At 39.2% G+C, this 20,128-nt stretch carries 18 protein-coding genes; 9 read left to right on the top strand and 9 right to left on the bottom strand.

What is annotated here, in order from left to right; all coding sequences use genetic code 11:
* The first annotated feature begins 36 nt into the window (after positions 1 to 36).
* The 3 genes from I2F31_RS13540 to I2F31_RS12280 are packed head-to-tail and all read left to right on the top strand — an operon-like array spanning position 37 to position 3,277.
* On the top strand, positions 37 to 1,569 hold the full coding sequence (locus tag I2F31_RS13540; protein ID WP_195769783.1) for an amino acid ABC transporter permease/ATP-binding protein: 1,533 nt from the start codon (positions 37 to 39) through the stop codon (positions 1,567 to 1,569).
* A 27-nt stretch (positions 1,570 to 1,596) separates the two neighbouring features.
* The gene (locus I2F31_RS12275; protein ID WP_195773943.1) at positions 1,597 to 2,433 is read left to right on the top strand and encodes an urea carboxylase-associated family protein; all 837 of its coding nucleotides are present in this window, start codon (positions 1,597 to 1,599) and stop codon (positions 2,431 to 2,433) included.
* A gap of 28 nt (positions 2,434 to 2,461) precedes the next feature.
* Positions 2,462 to 3,277 carry an ABC transporter substrate-binding protein gene (locus tag I2F31_RS12280; protein ID WP_195769785.1) on the top strand — a complete coding sequence of 272 codons (816 nt, stop codon included), beginning with the start codon at positions 2,462 to 2,464 and terminating at the stop codon, positions 3,275 to 3,277.
* A 55-nt stretch (positions 3,278 to 3,332) separates the two neighbouring features.
* Here I2F31_RS12280 and I2F31_RS12285 read toward each other — a convergent pair whose 3' ends face one another.
* The 7 genes from I2F31_RS12285 to I2F31_RS12315 all read right to left on the bottom strand — a co-directional run bounded on the left by I2F31_RS12285 (position 3,333) and on the right by I2F31_RS12315 (position 11,416).
* Positions 3,333 to 5,063 (bottom strand): acetyl/propionyl/methylcrotonyl-CoA carboxylase subunit alpha, encoded by a 1,731-nt coding sequence (locus tag I2F31_RS12285; RefSeq protein ID WP_195773944.1) that lies wholly within the window; start codon positions 5,061 to 5,063, stop codon positions 3,333 to 3,335.
* Positions 5,060 to 6,655: a 5-oxoprolinase subunit B/C family protein gene (locus I2F31_RS12290; protein ID WP_195769787.1), complete on the bottom strand. Its 1,596-nt coding sequence runs from the start codon at positions 6,653 to 6,655 to the stop codon at positions 5,060 to 5,062. Before I2F31_RS12290 ends, I2F31_RS12285 begins: the two co-directional genes overlap by 4 nt.
* A 15-nt stretch (positions 6,656 to 6,670) precedes the next feature.
* A complete protein-coding gene (locus I2F31_RS12295; RefSeq protein WP_195769788.1) occupies positions 6,671 to 7,480 on the bottom strand; it encodes a putative hydro-lyase in 810 nt (269 codons plus the stop codon).
* A gap of 1 nt (position 7,481) precedes the next feature.
* A complete protein-coding gene (locus I2F31_RS12300) occupies positions 7,482 to 8,252 on the bottom strand; it encodes a LamB/YcsF family protein (protein ID WP_195769811.1) in 771 nt (256 codons plus the stop codon).
* Between the two features lie 12 nt (positions 8,253 to 8,264).
* Complete coding sequence (locus I2F31_RS12305; RefSeq protein WP_195769789.1) at positions 8,265 to 9,497, bottom strand: NRAMP family divalent metal transporter; 1,233 nt, start codon at positions 9,495 to 9,497, stop codon at positions 8,265 to 8,267.
* A 239-nt stretch (positions 9,498 to 9,736) separates the two neighbouring features.
* Positions 9,737 to 10,675: a LysR family transcriptional regulator gene (locus I2F31_RS12310; protein ID WP_195773945.1), complete on the bottom strand. Its 939-nt coding sequence runs from the start codon at positions 10,673 to 10,675 to the stop codon at positions 9,737 to 9,739.
* A 57-nt stretch (positions 10,676 to 10,732) separates the two neighbouring features.
* A complete protein-coding gene (locus I2F31_RS12315; RefSeq protein WP_195773946.1) occupies positions 10,733 to 11,416 on the bottom strand; it encodes a GntR family transcriptional regulator in 684 nt (227 codons plus the stop codon).
* 204 nt (positions 11,417 to 11,620) lie between these two features.
* On the opposite strand from I2F31_RS12315, the gene I2F31_RS12320 reads away from it, so the two are divergent.
* From I2F31_RS12320 to I2F31_RS12345, 6 genes are all read left to right on the top strand, one after another.
* A complete protein-coding gene (locus I2F31_RS12320; protein WP_195773947.1) occupies positions 11,621 to 11,893 on the top strand; it encodes a hypothetical protein in 273 nt (90 codons plus the stop codon).
* Positions 11,894 to 11,922: 29 nt separating this feature from the next.
* On the top strand, positions 11,923 to 13,287 hold the full coding sequence (locus I2F31_RS13460; protein WP_195773948.1) for an ABC transporter ATP-binding protein/permease: 1,365 nt from the start codon (positions 11,923 to 11,925) through the stop codon (positions 13,285 to 13,287).
* A gap of 162 nt (positions 13,288 to 13,449) precedes the next feature.
* On the top strand, positions 13,450 to 14,721 hold the full coding sequence (locus I2F31_RS12330) for a siderophore-interacting protein (RefSeq protein ID WP_195773949.1): 1,272 nt from the start codon (positions 13,450 to 13,452) through the stop codon (positions 14,719 to 14,721).
* Positions 14,722 to 14,739: 18 nt separating this feature from the next.
* On the top strand, positions 14,740 to 15,918 hold the full coding sequence (locus I2F31_RS12335; protein WP_195773950.1) for a multidrug effflux MFS transporter: 1,179 nt from the start codon (positions 14,740 to 14,742) through the stop codon (positions 15,916 to 15,918).
* 143 nt (positions 15,919 to 16,061) lie between these two features.
* Positions 16,062 to 17,474 carry an undecaprenyl-phosphate galactose phosphotransferase WbaP gene (wbaP, locus tag I2F31_RS12340; protein ID WP_195773951.1) on the top strand — a complete coding sequence of 471 codons (1,413 nt, stop codon included), beginning with the start codon at positions 16,062 to 16,064 and terminating at the stop codon, positions 17,472 to 17,474.
* Position 17,475: 1 nt separating this feature from the next.
* Complete coding sequence (locus tag I2F31_RS12345; RefSeq protein WP_195773952.1) at positions 17,476 to 18,282, top strand: glycosyltransferase; 807 nt, start codon at positions 17,476 to 17,478, stop codon at positions 18,280 to 18,282.
* 56 nt (positions 18,283 to 18,338) lie between these two features.
* Here I2F31_RS12345 and I2F31_RS12350 read toward each other — a convergent pair whose 3' ends face one another.
* Entirely contained in the window at positions 18,339 to 19,091 is a 753-nt protein-coding gene (locus I2F31_RS12350; protein WP_195773953.1) for a glycosyltransferase family 2 protein, read from the bottom strand.
* A gap of 7 nt (positions 19,092 to 19,098) precedes the next feature.
* Positions 19,099 to 20,010, bottom strand: coding sequence for a rhamnosyltransferase (locus I2F31_RS12355; protein ID WP_195773954.1), 912 nt, complete (start codon positions 20,008 to 20,010; stop codon positions 19,099 to 19,101).
* Positions 20,011 to 20,128 lie beyond the last annotated feature (118 nt).

Below are 20,128 nucleotides of genomic sequence, written 5' to 3' on the forward strand. Positions count from 1 at the left end.
TATATGAAGACAGCAAAGTATCTCACGGAGAAAAATATGTCATTTGATTGGAGTTACACATTAAGTCAGCTCTGGAATACTTCGTTTTGGAAAGCCTGTTTAGTCGTCATCGAACTGAGTTTGGTGGTATGGCTCGTAGGTAATATCTTTGGTTTTATTTTGGCATTGGCTAAACAATCTAAAAACCGTTTTGTTGCTCAAATTACGTCAGCTTATATTTGGTTCTTTCGTAGCCTACCATTATTAGTATTACTGGTTTTCACCTACAACCTCCCTCAAATGTTTCCATCAACCAGCTCATTTCTTGCCTCTCCATTTATTGCAGGTGCCATTGCCATGCTTTTAAATGAGTCGGCGTTTATTGCTGAAATACATCGTTCAGGGCTCAGCTCTATTCCTAAAGGTCAAATCGAAGCAGGTAAAGCACTGGGTATACGCTATGTTGGTATACAAAAACTGATTGTGATTCCACAAGCATTACGTGTGGCAATGCCCTCTTTAAGTAATGAGTTTGTGACCATTGTTAAATTAACCTCTTTGGTTTCAGTCATTTCTTTAACCGAAATTTTATTGGTTGGACAACGCCTCTATACACAAAATTTCCTTGTCATGGAAACCATGCTGGCGGTTGCTTTTTACTATATTCTAATTGTGACTGTATTTGGTTGGGTACTGACTTGGTTTGAAAAGAAATTAGATGTTTCATTGCGTCAACCTGGGCTACTTTCAGCAGACAGCCCACTCAACAACTTGCAGTACACCACACAAGCGGAACCAATACCAAGCAAGAAAAACCCACTTCACCGTGGCGAATATGCCCTTGAAACACATCAAGTCTGCAAATCATATGGTGACCATCAAGTTCTTAAAGGGATTGATTTAAAAATCAAATGGGGCGAAGTGGTCTGTATTATTGGCCCATCAGGTTCAGGGAAAACCACTTTTATTCGTACACTCAATGGTCTTGAAGAGTTAACAAGTGGCCAAGTGTCATTGTTAGATCAGCCATTTTTATCTTCAGACACTGACCTAAAACACAATAAAAACTACCAAGAAAATATCATTCATATTGGTATGGTTTTTCAAAACTTTAATTTGTTCCCACATAAAACCATTTTAGAAAACGTCACCCTTGCACCGAACTATCACCAAAAGTCAGATGCATTGGTCAACAAGATTACAGCATTAACCATGCTTGAAAAAGTGGGGATGAAGCAACATGCCAACAAATACCCACATCAACTTTCTGGTGGTCAACAACAACGTGTGGCGATTGCTCGTGCTTTAGCCATGAAGCCATCTGTGATTTTATTTGATGAACCAACGTCTGCGCTAGATCCTGAATTGGTCAATGAAGTCTTAAAAGTGATTGAAGATCTGGCTAAAGAAGGCATGACCATGCTCATTGTGACTCATGAAATGGACTTTGCACTGAAAGTGTCTAACCGTGTTGTGTTTATGGAAAACGGTCATGTGGTGGTTGATGAGTCTCCTGAACAGATTATTCAGTCAGACAATGATCGTTTACATCAATTTATGGGCTTAAAAAAGAGCGAACCTCAAGTTTAGACAGCACACAATTTATAGGAGCAAAATATGTATAAAGACTATCCATCAGCCTATCAGGGAGGTGCGGACTCTCCCCTAGAGGTCGATAAAGCCTTTTATGATCGTATTCGAGAAACAACTGATGCACGAACGTTAGTGAGCCAAGTTGAAGTACCAATTCGCTCAGGCTATGCATGGGAAGTCAAAGCAGGACAAGTCTTTAGAGTCACTGCACCTAAAGGGGCTCAGGTTGGCGACTTTAATATTTGGAATGCTCATAATCCAAGAGAGCGACTATGGGCGTCTCGTACGCGACAACTGCAAGGGTCACATGTCAGTATGTATGACCGCTTGTGGTCGACACTGCCCTTTATGCGACCATTGGTCACCATTACCGACGACAGTCTCAAAGACTATGGTATAGATGAACACGGCGGACGCATTCATGACCTACTCGGGACACGATGCGACCCATATATTAACCGTATTTTAACCGGTAAAGATTTTGACCATCACTGTCACTCTAACCTGACACGTGCTGTTTTACCCTATGGATTAACTGAGTTTGATGTGCATGACGTGCTCAACATTTTTCAAGTCACAGGACTCAACCATGAAAGCAAATACTTTATGAAAACATGTCCTGCTCAAGCAGGCGACTACCTCGAGTTTTTTGCCGAAATTGATGTTTTGTGTGCTTTATCGACCTGCCCAGGTGGCGATTTATCTTTACCAATGTGGGGGCCTGATGCACAAGACCCTATTTCGGTATGTAGACCGCTTGGTGTAGAAATTTTTGACCTCGACCCAGAGCTGATTAAAGACTGGGAATCACCCCAATGTTCTCCATATGCTGGACAACATGGACTCACTTTAACAAAGTAATTTAACAATATAATTTTAGGAATAAAATATGTTTAAAAAACTACCTCTTGCGACTTTAATCACGTCATTAGTTATTGGTCTGTCTGCATGTAGCAAACCTGAAGAGAAAAAAGAAGCACCTGCAGAAGCGACGGCAACAGCACCGTCTACACTGCATATTGGTTCAGATTTAACCTACCCTCCGTATGGCTATTTCAAAGACAATCAACCACAAGGTTTTGACGTTGAGCTACTTGGTTTACTTGCCAATGCCAACCAACAAAAACCTGAGTTTGTTGACACACGTTTTGCAAGCCTGATTCCAAGCTTAAACAGTAAGAAGTTTGATGTAATTGCATCTTCAATGTTTATTACACCTGAGCGTGAAAAACAAGTGAACTTCATTCCTTATGCAAAAGTAGGTAATGCACTGATTGTACGTACAGGAGAAGGATTCGCACCGAAAGATCCAAAAGATCTTTGTGGTAAAACACTCTCTATTCTTAAAGGCTCAGCAGGGATTCCTAAGCTAGATGAAGTGTCAAAAGACTACTGTGCTGCAAACAATAAAAAAGGCATTACCATTCGTGAGTTCGATACCTCTCCTGAAGCATTACAGTCACTCCTTGCCAAATCATCAGACGTACAATTTGATGATACAGATGTTGCAAAAGGCTTCATTGCTAAAGTGAATGGGAAAGTGATGATTTCAACCACTGAACCGTTATACCCACAAACATTGGGTATCGCTGTGCGTAAAGATGACGCTGCAACGCTTGCAAGCTTAACCAAAGCTTTAGAGACCATCAAAGGCAACCAAGAGTACCAAAAACTGCTTGATAAATATGGTATTAAAGGCATTTAACCAATACACATTAAAAATCATGCATCGGCCTTGTGGCGATGCATGATTTTTTTATTTAGGCCTTAATATGAGCAACAACATCATCTGCCTGAATATTCACTTGGCAGACCTGATCAATAGTGAGTATGCCGGCCTGATGTGCTAAAATCGGCACTTCCATTTTCATGGCCTCCATCAGCCCAATGATCTGACCTTTTTCCACCAAGTCTCCTGTTTCAGCTTTCCACTGCGTAATCACACCATTCATTGGAGCAAGCACCGCATTACTGCTGTGTGACTGATTTGATACCGCTTCGTGTATGCCCACTCCAGACTGTTGACCCAGTGCCCCTAAAAGAGCAAGTGGCAAACCAACCTGATGTAACTTACCATCAATTTCTAAATCTACATACTGCATGGTTGCACCATGACGCTGTTGGCTACGCTGATATGGTGCATAGTCTGCGCTAAAGTCTTGCTCAATCCAACGGGTATGTACATTAAATTCATCGACAAAATCAGGTTCATTTAAAACTGCCTGATGAAACGGTAAAACCGTGGCAACACCTGCAATTTTAAATTGACTCAATGCCCGTTTGGCACGCTGTATGGCCAATTGACGTGTTGGTGCTGTAATAATCAGTTTAGCAAGCAGTGAATCAAAATGACTCGACACCAAACTCCCTTGTATCACTCCTGTATCTAAACGCACCCCCAAACCACTTGGTGCAGAAAATTCGGTTAGCTCACCAAAGGCAGGAATAAACCCTCTAGCAGGGTCTTCTGCATTTATGCGAAACTCAATGGCATGACCTTGTGGCTCAGGCATACTTTGAATCGACAACGTATTTCCTAAAGCAATAGAGATTTGCTCAGCCACCAAATCTACACCTGAGGTTTGCTCAGTAATTGGATGCTCTACTTGTAAGCGTGTATTCACTTCTAAAAAAGACAACATACCATTCTGGCTCAGTAAGTACTCGACTGTACCTGCTCCCACATAGTTGGCCTTTTTACAAATGGCTGTGGCAGAGTCTATAATTTGTTGCAAAATTTCTGTAGAAATAAACGGTGCAGGTGATTCCTCGACTAACTTTTGGTTACGGCGTTGCAATGAGCAATCTCGTGTACCCACCACCACCACATGACCGTGTTGGTCAGCAATAATTTGTGCCTCGATGTGTCTTGGGCGGTCTAAGTACTGCTCTACAAAACACTCCCCACGGCCAAACGCCGTTACTGCCTCACGCACCGCAGAGTCATACAGTGCTTCTACATCATTTAAATCTCTTGCCACTTTTAGCCCACGGCCACCACCACCAAAAGCCGCTTTAATGGCAATCGGCAAGCCATGCTCAGATGCAAAATCATAGGCTTGCTGTGCATTTTGAAGTGGCTCAGATGTGCCTTTGACTAACGGTGCACCCACTGCCTGTGCAATTTTTCGGGCTTCTATTTTGTCACCTAAAAGCTGAATACTTTTAGGTGATGGGCCAATCCAAATCAGTCCAGCATCTAACACGGCTTGTGCAAACTCAGCACGCTCAGATAAAAAGCCGTAACCAGGGTGAATCATGGTTGCACCTGATTGCTGTGCTACCTTTAAAATGGCATCAATATTTAAGTAGGTATCTTGGGCTGTAATACCCTTTAATGCCCATGCTTCATCTGCATATTTACAATGCAAACTGTGAATATCCTCTTCTGCATAGACTGCAATCGATGGAATCTCTAAATCTTTACAGGCTTGAATAATGCGTACAGCAATTTCACCACGGTTAGCAATAAGTAATTTATGTGTGCTCATACGTTAATATCCATAAACTCTGAAACTTTATTAAATTTGATCAAGCATCCTGCTGGAATTTGTGCCACTAAATCTAAATGGTGCTTGGCAACTGTTGCAATGACAGGGTAGCCACCGGTAAGTGGGTGGTCATTCATAAATAAAACCGGTTGCCCACTCGGTGGTATTTGTAACGCACCTGTGACTGTACCTTCACTGGGGAGCTCTTGATGCTGTGTACGCTTCAAAGCCACTTCACCCTGTAAGCGTAGCCCCACGCGATTAATATCGTTACTCACCTGCCATAACTGATTGAGTAATATCTCTAGGCTCTTAGCTTCAAACCAATCTGCTCTTGGGCCAAGTACAACATCTAGTACCACTGTATCTTTAGGTTGCGGTAGGATTCTTAGTGGTACGCTCTGAGTAGACACTGCCTGTTTGGGAGCTTGACCAATGGCCACTTCATCACCAATAGATAACGGTTTCGGGCCTAATTCAGCCAAAGTGTCAAAACTACAACTGGCTAAAACTTTTTCAGCCAACACCCCGCCACGTATGGCCAAATAATTTCTAAGCCCTGCTTGTGGTCGTTTGATCTCAATGATGTCGCCAGCATCAAGTGCGATGGCTTGACCACAAGCCACCTCTGCAACCGTACCATCGGCATATTCAATCACACAGGTACTGATTGCACCGGTAATCGCCATGACTATTGGGACTTGTACTTGTGCTTTAAAACCACCATTTAAAATCTCCAGCACTGCATCATTAAGGGCATTGCCAACACATTGATTTGCATCCTGCATTGCACCTGAATCGAGTGCACCACCCACACCTACACCCACTGCAAATTTGCCAATACGGCCACGGTCTTGCACTAAGGTTTGCATGCCCGTATTTAAAATTTTTAATACACTGTGAGTGGGTGCGAATGATTCAGAAACTTGTAGTGCATCTTGCCTTGTAATGTGCTTTGGTACACTGACCTGAGCCACGTGTTTGGTGTCTTTGAACACAACACGATTACCCGGCAACAACAATGCAGGCGGGTCACGGTGAATGTCCCACATGCTGGCATCGGTGCGACCAATCAATTGCCAGCCACCGGGGCTGTCTTTAGGATACACACCCGTATACTCACCTGCTAAAGCCACAGACCCTGCCACAATACGCTTACGGGGTGTACTTAAACGAGGAATACTGCCAAAAGGACGTTGCTCACAATTTAAGTAACCAAAACCCGGAGCAAAACCAATAAACGCCACTTTCCACTCATGTTGCGTATGACGCTGTATCACCTCTTGCGTGGTCACGCCTAAAAGTTCAGCCACTTGAACAAGGTCTTCACCATCATAACTGACTGAAATGACCACTTCTGTGCCTTGTACGGCGTGCTCATGCTGTACATGTTGTTGTGACAACCAAGCAATGAGCTGTTTTTGTGTGGTTTTAAACACTGAAAACTGAATTAAAATGGTTTTTTCAGCAGGAATCATGTCTACAATGGCAGGATGATGATGACGCTGTAAATGCCTAAAAAAATGCGTCGTTTCCAATAAGTCATGAAACTCTATAAGAAAGCTGTCTAAGCTGACCGATAAAAATCGCACAATGCCTCCTTTTTACTAAATAGACCATGTACGGTCAGGTATATCTGTAATCAGCATATGACCAGGTGCATGGCTAATGGCAAATGGAATTTTTGATTGCATCACAGCCGCTTGAGGTGTTACACCACAAGCCCAAAACACTGCAATTTCATCGTCTAAAATACGAGGGGCATCGCCAAAATCTGGGCAATAAATATCTTGAATACCCAATAAATGTGGCGAACCAATATGTACAGGTACACCGTGCACTTTAGGTACTTTCGCCGTAATTTGTACCGCCTGAGGCACTTGATGTGCTTTCATCGGACGCATAGACACCACCAACTGCCCTGATATTTTTCCTGCCGAACGACACGCAATATTGGTTAAATACATGGGTACATTTTTTTGGTCTGCAATGTGGCGAACCTCTATACCTGCGGCCATTAAGTCGGCTTCAAAAGAAAAACTACAGCCAATTAAAAAAGTCACCAACTTGGGGTGTTGTTGCCAAATATTAGAAATATCGGTCACTTCTGCAGTTTTTTGACCGTGCTCCCAAATGTGGTATTTAGGAAAATCTGTTCGAATATCAATACCCTCGCCCAATTGCGTGTGGTATTGACCCGCTTCAATGACATCTAATACAGGGCAACTTTGCGGATTACGCTGTGCATAGAGCAGAAAATCCCATGCCCAGTCTTCAGGTACGCAAATCATATTGACTTGGGTCAAACCTGTCGCTAAGCCTGCTGTGGGTTGGTCATACCCTTGTCTGATTTTAAGCCGTGCTTGTTGTGCTTGCTTTAATTGCTCTGCCGTTGCAAGAAATTGAATACTAGACATACTATCCCTCCGCTTTGGCAGAAAATGCAGTAACACCAATATGACTCTCGCTCAATACATCAATAATTTTTTGAGTGATTTCAAGTGCGCCTTGAGTGTCACCATGCACACAAATGCTGTCTGCTTGAATGCTGGTGAATGTGCCATCTATAGACATCACACCGCCATCTTTCACCATGCCGACCACACGTTGTGCAATTTGGCTTGCATCATGTAAAACAGCCCCTTCTAAACGTCTAGACACCAAAGAACCGTCACTATTATATGCACGGTCAGCAAAGGCTTCTGATACAACCTGTAAACCCTGCTCTCGTGCAAAGCCCACCAAATCAGACCCTGCCAACGCTACCAACTTCAATGTAGGATTAAATGCTTTAATGGCATCAGCCACCGCTTTTGCTTGGGTCAAATTATGTGCAATGGTGTTATACAATGCTCCATGTGGTTTCACATAACTCACCGTTGCACCAATGCTACGTGCCAAACCGTCTAAAGCGGCCAATTGATACAGCACATCAGCATACAGTTCGTCATACGACACATCCATATTACGGCGTCCGAAACCGACCAAATCTGGGTAAGCCACATGTGCCCCTATAGCAACTTTCGATGCATAGGCTTGGCGTAAGGTCGATAAAATACCTTTTGGATCACCCGCATGAAAACCACAAGCAATATTGGCACTACTCACCAGTTTTAAAATCTCTTGGTCATTGCCCATACGCCATGAGCCATAACTTTCACCAAGGTCACTATTTAAATCAATCTTCATCATGGCATGCTCTTATAACGACTTTAAATAATTGAAAATAGTATTAAACGAAATGTAGCCCATATACCATGTCAGCAAGCATGTGAGCACACCGAGTATGGTTAACCACATTGGATAGTCATATCCACCAAGTAAATCTTTTCGGCAGGCTGCAACATATACAAAAAGTGTCAGACCGACAGGTAACACAAGGCCATTTAAACCACCTACAAAAATGAGTAAGCTTGCAGGGGTTGCCCCTAAAATAACAAACAATAAAAGCGCAGCAGCAATAAAAATAATGGTGCAGACATTACGCTGTTTTAAGGTAATATCTTTTTTAAATGCTGTAAAAAATGAAACCGATGTATAAGCCGCTCCAATGGCACTACTAATACCAGCAGCAAAGAAAATAAGACCAAAGAGTTTAAAACCAAACATGCCTGCCGCATATTGGAATGCTTGTGCGGCTGGGTTTGCATTTTTCGCTGATAGGTCAATGACAGCACCACTCGCCACTACACCAAGCACCGCTAAGAAAAGTACATAACGAACAATACCAACCACAATAATACCTTTAGTGGCTGCTCTTGAAACTTCCTGAATATGCTCAGGCCCTACAGCTCCTTTGTCGAGTAAACGGTGTGCCCCTGCATAACAGATATAACCACCGACCGTACCACCCACAATGGTAGTAATACTGGCAAAGTCGACATGGCTTGGTAAAATCGTTTGATGAAATGCATCGGCAACAGGTGGTGCAACAATCACTGCAACAATGACTACCAATAATATCTTTACTACGCCGAGTAAAATCATACTTTTATCAACAACCACAGTGGCTTTTTTTGACGCAAAAATCAAAATGGCAATCGCACCACTAATCACCCCACCCCATTTGGTATCTAGGCCAAATAAAGCATTTAGACCTAAGGCCGCCCCTGCAATATTACCAATATTAAAAAAGAAACCGCCAAAAATCACCAATCCTGCGAGTACATAACCACTGCCGGGCAAAGCGGCATTGGCAACCTCAGGTGCTCGCATTTGAGTCAGCGTGACCACACGCCAAATATTTTGTTGCACCACATAATCAATAATAATAGAGAGTAAAATACCAAAGCCAAAAGCCGCACCCATTTTGGCGGTGAATGTAGCTGTTTGCGTTAAAAACCCCGGGCCCATAGCAGACGTTGCCATGAGAAAAATTGAGGCAACAATGGCCCACTGTCTTTCATTAAAAAATTTCTTAGTATTATTTCCCATGACGCTCCCCATTTAAAAAATTAAATACGCCATTTAATAAATCATAGAAAACATTGAATACTCAATGCCTAAAACACATTTTCTCAAGAACATAAATACATGATAAATAACAATATAATCCAAACATCAGTTTACCTAATACAAGACCATTAAATAAACTAATGATTGGAAATTAAGCATGTTTTATTGTGGTGCTTTATTGGTTTTATTCTGGTGCGGGATGCCATTTTATGTGGCATTTAATACAAGTAAAAATCTTCACTCTCAAACTGCTGATTCAGTTTTTTCATGGCTTTATTGGACACATCAACCGCAATATCTGCTAAGTTTTTCTTCACGGCATCATCTCGGCCAACGGTATACACACATAAAAAACGATAGGGATCTAACTTAATTTCAGTGGGCAAAATATAAAGCCGTTTTTCTCGTAATTCTTTGAGTACAGACAAGTGAGGTAAAACACCAACGCCCATCCCCTCTTCAGTCATTTTTATGAGTGTTGCCAACGAATAACTGGTAATGGTTTTTGGCTCAGCCAAGCGTAACTGATTCAACTGTTGCTTAATGTCTAAGTATGGATAGGTATTTTTAGGATAACTAATAATGGTTGAACGCACTAAATCTCTAAAACTCAAAGTATGTCGCTTCAAAAAAGACTGACCGTGTTTGGCAGAAATCAAAAAGCTTTGTTCAAAATGACACAAAGGGTGCTGAATACAATCAAAGTCACAGGTATGATCTAACATAAAGACCATATCTAGCTCACCATTTTTAAGTGACTCTTTCAGTACAGGTGTAATATTAACAATAATATCGACCGTAATATGCGGATAATCGCTATATACTTTTTCTATAAAATCAACCAACCACGAATGAACAATGGTTTCCGCTACACCTAAACGAATGGTACTTTCCGTCAAACTATGATTAGATAATTCAGCCAAGAATTGTTCATTTAACGCAATACTTTTTGTCGCATACTTAAATGCAACTTTGCCTTGATCTGTCAAATGTATCGTACGTGACCGACGTTCTAATAGTTTTACCCCTAGCTCATGTTCTAACGATGCAATTCGCTGTGATATAGAAGATTGTGTGGTACCCAGTTGTATTGCAGCTTTATTAAAACTACTTAACCGAGCAACCCAATACAATGTTTCAAGGCTTTTATAATTCAAGTGCTTACACACCTATAGAGACAATACACCTGATCATATAACACAGGCTCAAAAAAACTACAGTAAATCTGAACTTTTTGGCAGTAAATGCAATAACTGATCGCATACCTGATGAATATGCTGTTCAACTAACTGTGCAGCCAGTGCCGTATCTTTTATACGACATGCCTGTAAAATGGCACGGTGCTCACGATCTGCAATGGCTTTTGCATCCACAGAATGTTCCATTTGTAGCCGTAAATAACGCTCGATCTTGTCGTAAATAGAGCGAATCATATTTACTAAAACAGGTCGTTGTGAGCCATCATATAGCGACTTATGAAATGCCCAATTCAACTCTGCTGTACGTGATGGGTCATCTAAATGGATGAACTCATCTAAAATTGCTTCAGCACGGGAAAAATCGTCTTCTGTTAAATGAGGTATGGCCATTTGAATGGCTTGAACTTCTAAAATGACCCGTATTTCAAAAATTTGTGCCAATTCAAAGTCACTAATCCGTGTAACCGTTGCTCCTTTATTACGGTGAAATTGTACTAAACCTTCTGCTTCTAAACGCTTGAGTGCTTCACGTACAGGAATTTTACTGACATTAAATGACTTGGCAATTTCATCTTGGCGAATAGGCTCGTTATCTAAAAACTCACCTCGAATGACTGCATCTCTCAAAAACTTTAAAATGACTTCTGAACTAGAAGGTAGTTCACCTAAATTGGGCGCACTTTTTAAAGTTGCCGACATAACAGACCTCATCGCTATATTATTTAGTATATTTTATATGAAATGGCATACATCAGGTAAATTTTTATATGCCCACGTACATCACATCTACATACAAACCATTAAAATAAAGACCTGTTACACTGGATTAAAACGACACAACCACGCGTTATTATTTATATTAAACCGCTTACTAGGTAAAGCAATGTTGCTTTAAAGTCAGATATGAAAACACCTATTTCTACATGGCAACTGATTAAACCATACTGGGTTTCAAATCAAAAATGGATTGCATGGGGCCTCCTGTTTTTAGTCATTTCACTCGACATGACCAATGTCTACATGATTATACAAATGACGTATTGGAACAAAGATTTTTTTGATGCCATTGCCAATTATGACACCCATGCCATGACGCCACTATTTATGACTTTGGTTGGCCTACTTGCGACAATTATTAGTGCACGTATTTTCAGTACTTTTTTAAACAGCTCTTAGAAATACGTTGGCGTACATGGCTCACCAACGTGTACATTTCAGACTGGTTGCAAAATAATCGTTTTTATCACATCGAAAAACAAAAACTCAACGACAACCCAGACCAACGTATTGCCGAAGATTTAGGCTTAATTGCTAAAAAAATATTGAGCTTATTTACAGGGCTACTGAAAAACTGTGTCAACTTGGTGTCATACAGCATTATTATTTGGAGCCTTTCAGATACATGGCTATTTAATATTCATGGCAATGCCTACACCATTCCGGGAGCAATGCTTTGGGCCGCTATTTTGTATGCATTCATTGGCTCTTTCATTATGGAAAAAATTGGTCACCCCATGGTGTCTTTAGACTATAAACAACAACAATACGAAGCCAACTTCCGTTCGTTACTCATTGGACTGCGTAGAAATGCCGAACAGGTGGCTTTTTACCAAGGCCAAGGTGCTGAAAAAAACAGACTACAACATGCATTTATGACTGTGCAGTCAAACTGGCGTAGCATCATGACCTACACCAAACGTATTTCATTTACCGAATCTGTATATTTAGAAATAGGCACATACCTTCCATACTTGCTCATGTTGCCACAATATTTTGCGAAAAAACTCACGCTCGGCACTGTCATGCAACTGACGCAAAGTTTTTTACGTGTTCGAGCATCTTTGTCTTGGTTTATTTTTAACTACCAAGACCTTGCTTTATTGCGTGCTGCATTACGGCGTTTAGGCGAGTTTCAAGCCTCTTTACAACAGCAAAATAGCGAGCAAATGCAAACACATCATCATGAAGATACACAAATCATGACCCATGCACTCAAGCTGTATCGGCCAAATGGTCAGCTACTCGTCAATGTGCCCAATATACACCTAACCACAGGTCACCGCTTACTGATACAAGGCCCATCTGGCGTAGGTAAAAGTACCCTACTTAGAGCATTGGCGGGAATTTGGCCCTACGGTTCAGGGCAAATGTACTTACCAAACAGCCAAGACATGCTATTTTTACCACAAAAGAGCTATCTGCCTTATGGCACACTCAAAAGCATTTTGTCTTACCCACATATAGAACTACCACTAGACACTGCCACATATGCTCAAGCCTTAACCAAAGCCAATCTTAGCCAACTGATTGAGCAACTAGAGCATGCAGATGACTGGGAAAACATTTTATCTTTAGGTGAACAACAACGCTTAGCATTTGCCAAAGTACTCCTGCAAAAACCGCGTTATGCTTTTCTCGATGAAGCAACATCTGCTTTAGACCCTCACAACGAAAGTCACTTATACCAACTTTTAATGGATGAGCTACCACAAACGACTGTCATTAGTGTGGCTCACCATGAAAATTTAAAGCAGTTTCATAGCCAAACACTGCAATTACATGCACCATAAAACACAGTCACCCAGCTAGAATCAGCTACATAAAAGATATATCTTTTATGTAGCTGATTCTTAAGCATTAAAGCAAACAAGCCACCTAAGTTACAAAAAATAACTTACAACACCCCTTAAATAAAAAATATAATAGATATATCTTTTTAATTTATATTCATTATGAAAACTAAATCATCTCATCATGGTTTTGGCCGTGGTGGCCTACGCTGGGTCGTTCTATCACTCATTCAGCAAAAACCTCAACACGGTTACGACCTAATCAAAACCATTCAACATATGACGCAAGGTACCTATACCCCGAGTGCAGGTGTGTTATATCCACTACTAAACGACTTGGTTGAAAAACAACTGGTTATTAGCGAGCCTGATGCAAACGATGGACGTAAACGCAGTTATCACATCACCCCCTTAGGCGAACAAATTGCAAATGTTTATCAGCCAGAAGTGGATGAACTACTCCATAAAATACAACAGCGTTCAAAGCAACCTTCTGTGTTGCTTGAGAAACTAGATCAAGTCAAACAAGACATGCGTCAATTACTTTCTCAGCAAGAGCTCACCCATGCAGATGCAGAACTGTTGGCCAACAGCCTAGAGCAAACGAGAAAAACCATACAACATATTCAGCAGAGTAAAACTATGCAAAATCAAGCGATTGTTCCCCCTCAAGAAAAACAGCCCTATCGGGTAAAACATCAACTCAAAGTACGTTGGGTGGAAGTACAACAAAAAGTACAACTGTCACCTCATCTCTTACGCATTGTGTTTTATGGTGAAGATTTGGCGGACTTTACCAGTTTAGGCTTTGACGACCACGTAAAACTATTTTTTCCAGACCCAAATACAGGTGAAATACACGTACCTAACTTTGATAAAACCCAACCACCTACAGACATAAAAAAAATTGCGAGAGATTACACTCCTCGAGCCTTTGACCCACAGCAAAAAACGCTGTGCATCGACTTTGTACTACACGAGGCAGGCCCTGCAACAGATTGGGCAAAACATTGCCAACTTGGTGAACGGCTTGTGATTGGTGGGCCACGTGGTTCAATGATTATTCCGCAGAGCTACAGCCAACACGTGTTTATTGGTGATGAAACGGCATTGCCTGCCATTGCACGGCGTTTAGAAGAACTTCCTCAACACAGCAACGTACTGGCCTTTATTTTTGTGAATGATGAACATTCTAAAATTGAGCTCACACATTCAGAGCACTGTCAGGTGTTTTGGTTACAGCCAAGCCATCAACAAGCTTTGGCAGAACATATGTGGTCCAAAATAGATTGGACAGAGCATGACAGCTTTTTCTGGATTGCTTGCGAAGCCGAACAATCTCGTCAGTTAAAACAGACCCTTACAGCACAATACAGCATCGATAGCACGCAGATAAAAGCTGCAGGCTATTGGCAAAAACACACTTCTGTTTAAATGATTTGAGTACATCATATGCAACAAAAACCGTACACCACCACATGGCTTTGCGTACTGGCAACACTCACTGCACTTGGGCCTTTTTCTATAGATATGTATTTGTCTGCCCTACCCAGTATGGCAACTGACCTACATGTCACGACATCTAACATTGCAAGCACACTACCTGCTTACTTTATGGGTTTGGCCTTTGGCCAGCTCATTTACGGGCCGATCACCGACCACTTTGGACGTAGAAAACCACTCTTTATTGGCTTGGCCTTGTATATTATTGCCAGTTTAGTCTGTGTCTTTGCCACACAACTCGAAGTCCTTTTTATATCCCGAGTCGCTCAAGCACTTGGTGGCTGTGTAGGTGTGGTGGTTGCACGCTCTGCTATTCGTGACTGCTTAGAAGGTGCAGAGGCTGCACAAGCATTTTCATCGCTTATGGCCGTACAAGGCCTTGCACCTGTACTTGCACCACTCTTTGGTAGTGTGGTGTTGGCTTACTTTGAATGGCGTGCCATTTTTGGGGCTCTGTTTGCATTAGGGGCGATTGCATTGATTTTGTCTTGGTTTCAATTTCCCGAAACCCTCCCTCCTGCACGCCGAAAAAAACACACCTTTACTTCTGCATTAAAAGGCTATGCTGAACTAGCAAAAGATCAAAGCTTTATTGTACCTGCTGTTGCCAGCGGTCTACTTATGGGACTTATGTTTACCTATATCAATAGTGCATCTGAGCTCTTTATAGAACAACTTCATACTTCTACAGGGCTATTTTCCGTGTTATTTTCAATCAATGCATTTGGTTTAGTCATTGTGGCAAACATGAATCGTGTTTTGAGTAAAAAATATTTGCCATTACAACTACTGAAATTTGGTGCAGCGGTACAACTTATAGCGACCTTATTTTTACTTGCCATTGCATTTTTAGGTTTTGTTTCTATAACCACACTCATGCTTGGATTATTTTTTATGGTGGCTTGTGTTGGTTTTGTTGCACCTAATGCCACTGTACTTGCTTTAGCAAGCCAAGGGCAACGTGCAGGTCAGGCCAGTGCATTACTTGGTGCATTACAGTTCTTTTTTGGCCTAATCTCTGGAGCGATCTTGGCTATATTACCACTAGACCTTATGCATGACATGACCCTAGTGATGCTTACATACTGTGTGATTGGCATTATGCTTATTTGGAAGATTCGAGGGTAACTGCTTCTTAAACAAAAAACAGTAACTTAAAAATCAACCTTTCTAAGTTACTACTATAAATTTATCACAAAGTATTTGAACTTCTAAAAAAAGGCTTTAGTATACATTTGATATTTAAGTTATTATGAAAAATGATGTCTAGCATGATAAAAAGTAACGATTTAAAAAAAAATTTAAGATCCAGCATTCTTATTGTATCTGATTTACTCTCAATGCTTTTTCCCTTTATCGTATTAATTGGTTTAAGTAAAGAATATGCGAGCTTCCTCTCCTCATCAGAACAATACGTTTACCTATACACACATCTTATTATTACACTCTTAGCAATAATATCTTTTAGTGTATATTTAAAGCACTATAGTACTAGAAAATCTTTTTGGTACGAATTAAAGGAGATCTGTTCAACTTTAATCGGTCTTGCTTTTATAGAAGTTGCTCTATTAAAAATTTTAAATATTGAAACCCTATGGCTAAATATCTTACTAAGCTGGGCTTCGACGATTATACTATTTACAGTTTTTCGCATAGCAACTAAAAAAATACTATCTATTATAAAAGTATGGCAACAAAATGTCGTAATTATTGGCTCTGACCAAACTGCTGTAGATGTTTATGACACTTTTTCAAACGACAAAAACTTTGGCTTTAACGTTGAAAACTTTATAAGCATAAGCCCAACTAAACTGAACAATATTAATAATATTCCCATACTTAATGTCCAACCTAACGAAATAGAATTTAATCAACAAACAACTTTTATTATTGCATGTGAAAACCATGAAATAGAGATTGCAAACGAATGGCTTAGAGAATTAATCTGTCGTGGATACCAAAATATTTTTAGTGTTCCAACACTAAAAGAGTTACCACTGGATCAAACTCATATATCCTTTGCGTTTGGTCAGCATACGATGTTGCTACAAATACAACAAAGTATATCTAAACCACTTTCTACTTTATTAAAACGTATTTTTGATATTGTGATTACAAGCCTTATATTAACCATGATTAGTCCAATTCTTGTCATATTATATTTAAAAGTTCGTAAAGATGGTGGACCTGCTTTTTATGGGCACGAACGTGTTGGACAATTTGGTAAGAAGTTTGATTGCTATAAATTTAGATCAATGAAAACCAATTCAAAAGAGCTATTAGAAGAGCTACTTGCAAAAGATGAAAATGCAAGACAAGAGTGGGAAACTCACTTTAAGTTAAAAAATGACCCACGTGTTACTAAAATTGGTGCACTTCTAAGAAAAACATCTTTAGATGAGTTACCCCAACTGTTTAACGTGTTACGTGGCGATATGAGTTTAGTTGGCCCTCGACCAATCACTGAAATAGAACTACAACGCTATGAAAAAGATGTAAGCTATTATTACTTAGCCAAACCAGGTATTACAGGGCTTTGGCAAGTGAGTGGTCGCAGTGAAATAGACTATGTTACCCGTGTAAAATACGATACATGGTACGTTAAAAATTGGTCTTTATGGAATGACTTTGTTATTTTACTAAAAACAGTTAAGGTCGTGTTAGCTAGAGATGGAGCATATTAACATGCAACGAAAAACAATTGCATCTATCGTCATTTATAAACATGATTACGAAGAGTTAGAACCGACACTCAACTCTCTTATTCACTCACCAGATATTGATAAAATCATTTTAGTTGATAATGACCAAAGTACTTGGGCGAATACGAGTCTTCATGAAAAGATTCATTATATAAAATCAGAAGGTAATTTTGGTTTTGGCTATGGACATAATAAAGCCATCAAAGCATTTGCCGAAGAAGCTGACTTTTTCATTATATGCAATCCAGATATTGCATTTGAAAAAGAACAACTAAAAAATCTACTTAACTACGCTGAAAGTAGCTCGAAAGGTCTGTTCTTACCTAAAATTATAAAAGGTGATGGTTCTAACCAACAAGGTGCACGACTATTACCTACTCCACTCAATTTATTTGCCAGAAGGTTTTCACCAAAACTTGCTGAAAAACTTGACAAGAAATATCTTCTTGAAAGCTTTAAAGAAGATAAGCCAATAGAAGTCCCAAACCTCATTGGCTGTTTTTTAGTGTTTAAAAGTAAGGCACTCATTGAGCTAAATGGTTTTGATGAAAGGTTCTTCATGTATATGGAAGACATAGACCTATCAAGACGTTGCTATGAAAAGTTTGGGGCAGTGTATTACCCCTTAGCTCATGTAACACATCTACATGAGCAGGGATCATACAAAAATCCAGTACTACTCAAAGCACATATTAAAAGTGCTATTCAGTATTTCAACAAATGGGGTTGGGCTATTGATTCTAGAAGAAATAAAATTAACAAAAACTGTTTAAAGCAAGTAGAAAGATAAATTATATAGAGAGCTATAAAAATATTTATAAAGTATAGCTCTCTAATTACAATATATTATTCTTTAAAATTCTTATAATTATTAACAAAATCATCTAAACCAACTGCTTTATATTTTTCTATGTCTCTTTCAAGTAAATTAAATTGTTGTGAGTAGTATGGCCCCGCAGCATGAAAACATTTATGCTCTTTTATAATACCAGAGCCTTTTCCCAATAATTTAAATAAATTCTGTAATGCACCATCTTCACCTGATTTCATACTTATTGGCATTAAATTAAATAACCAAGAAATTTTTTTAAAATCATTGCTTCTGAAACCTGAACACCATCCTCCAGTCGGCCCTTTTTCAACAACTAACTTATCAATATTTACCTCTTTATAATGAGAAATATCTGGTTTAGCACCATTTGTATGTTCATTCTGAATCACATTCAGTGCAAGAAACCCAAACTTAGTAAAACTTTCAAGATATTGAATAAAAATTTCATCTACATTTTCAGGGAAAGCGAGAACATCATCATCAAACTCTACAATTATATCGGCTATGGATGCTAACTTAAAAAGTTTCTTATATGCTTTTAATCTCAAATTCACTTCTGAAAAGTGACAGATAATTTCAATATTTGAACTATAATTATTATAAAAAGCACTAATAACTTCTTTTGTATTATCTGTAGATGCGTTATCAAATATAATTATATTACAATACTCTTTATTTTTAATTGAAGAATACAACTCAATTAAAGATCTTTCAAGCATTTGACTACGGTTCCAAGTCAAAACAACAAAGCTAATTTTTTTATTCATTTAAATACTAACCCTTTTTAACCAAATATTGCACACCATCTTTGATACCTTTAAAGAAAGCTTTTATATAAGAAATTTTATTCTTAGAGTGTAGTAAAATAATAATTTGCTGTATTAAGTTTACAAAAATTTGTCTTGTAGGTACAATTTTAGGTATATGGGCTTCTTTAAACATATAGAAAGCATTTCTAGTTACAAAATATCGCCTGAATGGTGAATGTATTGGTGTATTAAAAAATTTAAACTCAATAATACTATCTCCTACAGCATGCTTCATTACAGCGCGAGAGGAAATAAAGTTTTCATATCCTAAACTTTCAAAGCGAAAACACCACTCTGTATCTACATAATCAATAAAGTACGCTTCTCGCATTAATCCTACTTTTTTTATTGCATCTAATGAAGCCATAGAACCAGATGATATTAACAGTGTAGAACGCATTGGTGTCGTAATATTAGATACATCTAATTTCTTACGATGACCACTAGAATAATCTATCGTTTTGTAAAAAAAGTTATAACGGCTATCAATGAATCTTGGTCCTATTAGTCCTACATTAATACCCTGACTCTCAATCTCTTTATAATCTTGCATCAAGTTGTTAATAAAATCTTCTGGGATAGCGCTATCTTGATCGAAGAAAATCAAATAGCTTAGGTTTCGTTGAAGAGCTAAATCAATAGCTACATTTTGTGCTTTTGCAATCCCATAATTACCATTTAACAATATCAACTCTAATTTTGTTGTACTTGAAACAGCTCCATCAAAAACCTGTAGATCTAAAATATTTTTTGAGCCATTATCTACAATAAAAACAGTTTTAACTTTTTGATTAGATAAGCAATTCACCAATGAATATAGATTTTCTATATTGGGATTAAAAGTTACAATAACTGCGTTAAATTCATTATGGGTCACAAAAATATTCCTAGAAAATCATGTAAGTTAAATATTTTATCCATTGAGAAAAAATATATATAGGTAAAATATGGAGCTAAAATTATAGCAGTAACTACCTTATATACTCTTAGTATAC

This window comes from Acinetobacter rathckeae (assembly GCF_015627125.1).
In the GTDB taxonomy this organism is placed as follows: domain Bacteria; phylum Pseudomonadota; class Gammaproteobacteria; order Pseudomonadales; family Moraxellaceae; genus Acinetobacter; species Acinetobacter rathckeae.

Excerpts from the sequence above, each read along its gene's own strand:
- I2F31_RS13540 (WP_195769783.1), top strand. The coding sequence starts at position 37 with ATGTCATTTGATTGGAGTTACACATTAAGTCAGCTCTGGAATACTTCG.
- I2F31_RS12275 (WP_195773943.1), top strand. The coding sequence starts at position 1,597 with ATGTATAAAGACTATCCATCAGCCTATCAGGGAGGTGCGGACTCTCCC.
- I2F31_RS12280 (WP_195769785.1), top strand. The coding sequence starts at position 2,462 with ATGTTTAAAAAACTACCTCTTGCGACTTTAATCACGTCATTAGTTATT.
- I2F31_RS12285 (WP_195773944.1), bottom strand. The coding sequence starts at position 5,063 with ATGAGCACACATAAATTACTTATTGCTAACCGTGGTGAAATTGCTGTA.
- I2F31_RS12295 (WP_195769788.1), bottom strand. The coding sequence starts at position 7,480 with ATGTCTAGTATTCAATTTCTTGCAACGGCAGAGCAATTAAAGCAAGCA.
- I2F31_RS12300 (WP_195769811.1), bottom strand. The coding sequence starts at position 8,252 with ATGAAGATTGATTTAAATAGTGACCTTGGTGAAAGTTATGGCTCATGG.
- I2F31_RS12305 (WP_195769789.1), bottom strand. The coding sequence starts at position 9,497 with ATGGGAAATAATACTAAGAAATTTTTTAATGAAAGACAGTGGGCCATT.
- I2F31_RS12315 (WP_195773946.1), bottom strand. The coding sequence starts at position 11,416 with ATGTCGGCAACTTTAAAAAGTGCGCCCAATTTAGGTGAACTACCTTCT.
- I2F31_RS12320 (WP_195773947.1), top strand. The coding sequence starts at position 11,621 with ATGAAAACACCTATTTCTACATGGCAACTGATTAAACCATACTGGGTT.
- I2F31_RS12330 (WP_195773949.1), top strand. The coding sequence starts at position 13,450 with ATGAAAACTAAATCATCTCATCATGGTTTTGGCCGTGGTGGCCTACGC.
- I2F31_RS12335 (WP_195773950.1), top strand. The coding sequence starts at position 14,740 with ATGCAACAAAAACCGTACACCACCACATGGCTTTGCGTACTGGCAACA.
- wbaP (WP_195773951.1), top strand. The coding sequence starts at position 16,062 with ATGATAAAAAGTAACGATTTAAAAAAAAATTTAAGATCCAGCATTCTT.
- I2F31_RS12345 (WP_195773952.1), top strand. The coding sequence starts at position 17,476 with ATGCAACGAAAAACAATTGCATCTATCGTCATTTATAAACATGATTAC.
- I2F31_RS12350 (WP_195773953.1), bottom strand. The coding sequence starts at position 19,091 with ATGAATAAAAAAATTAGCTTTGTTGTTTTGACTTGGAACCGTAGTCAA.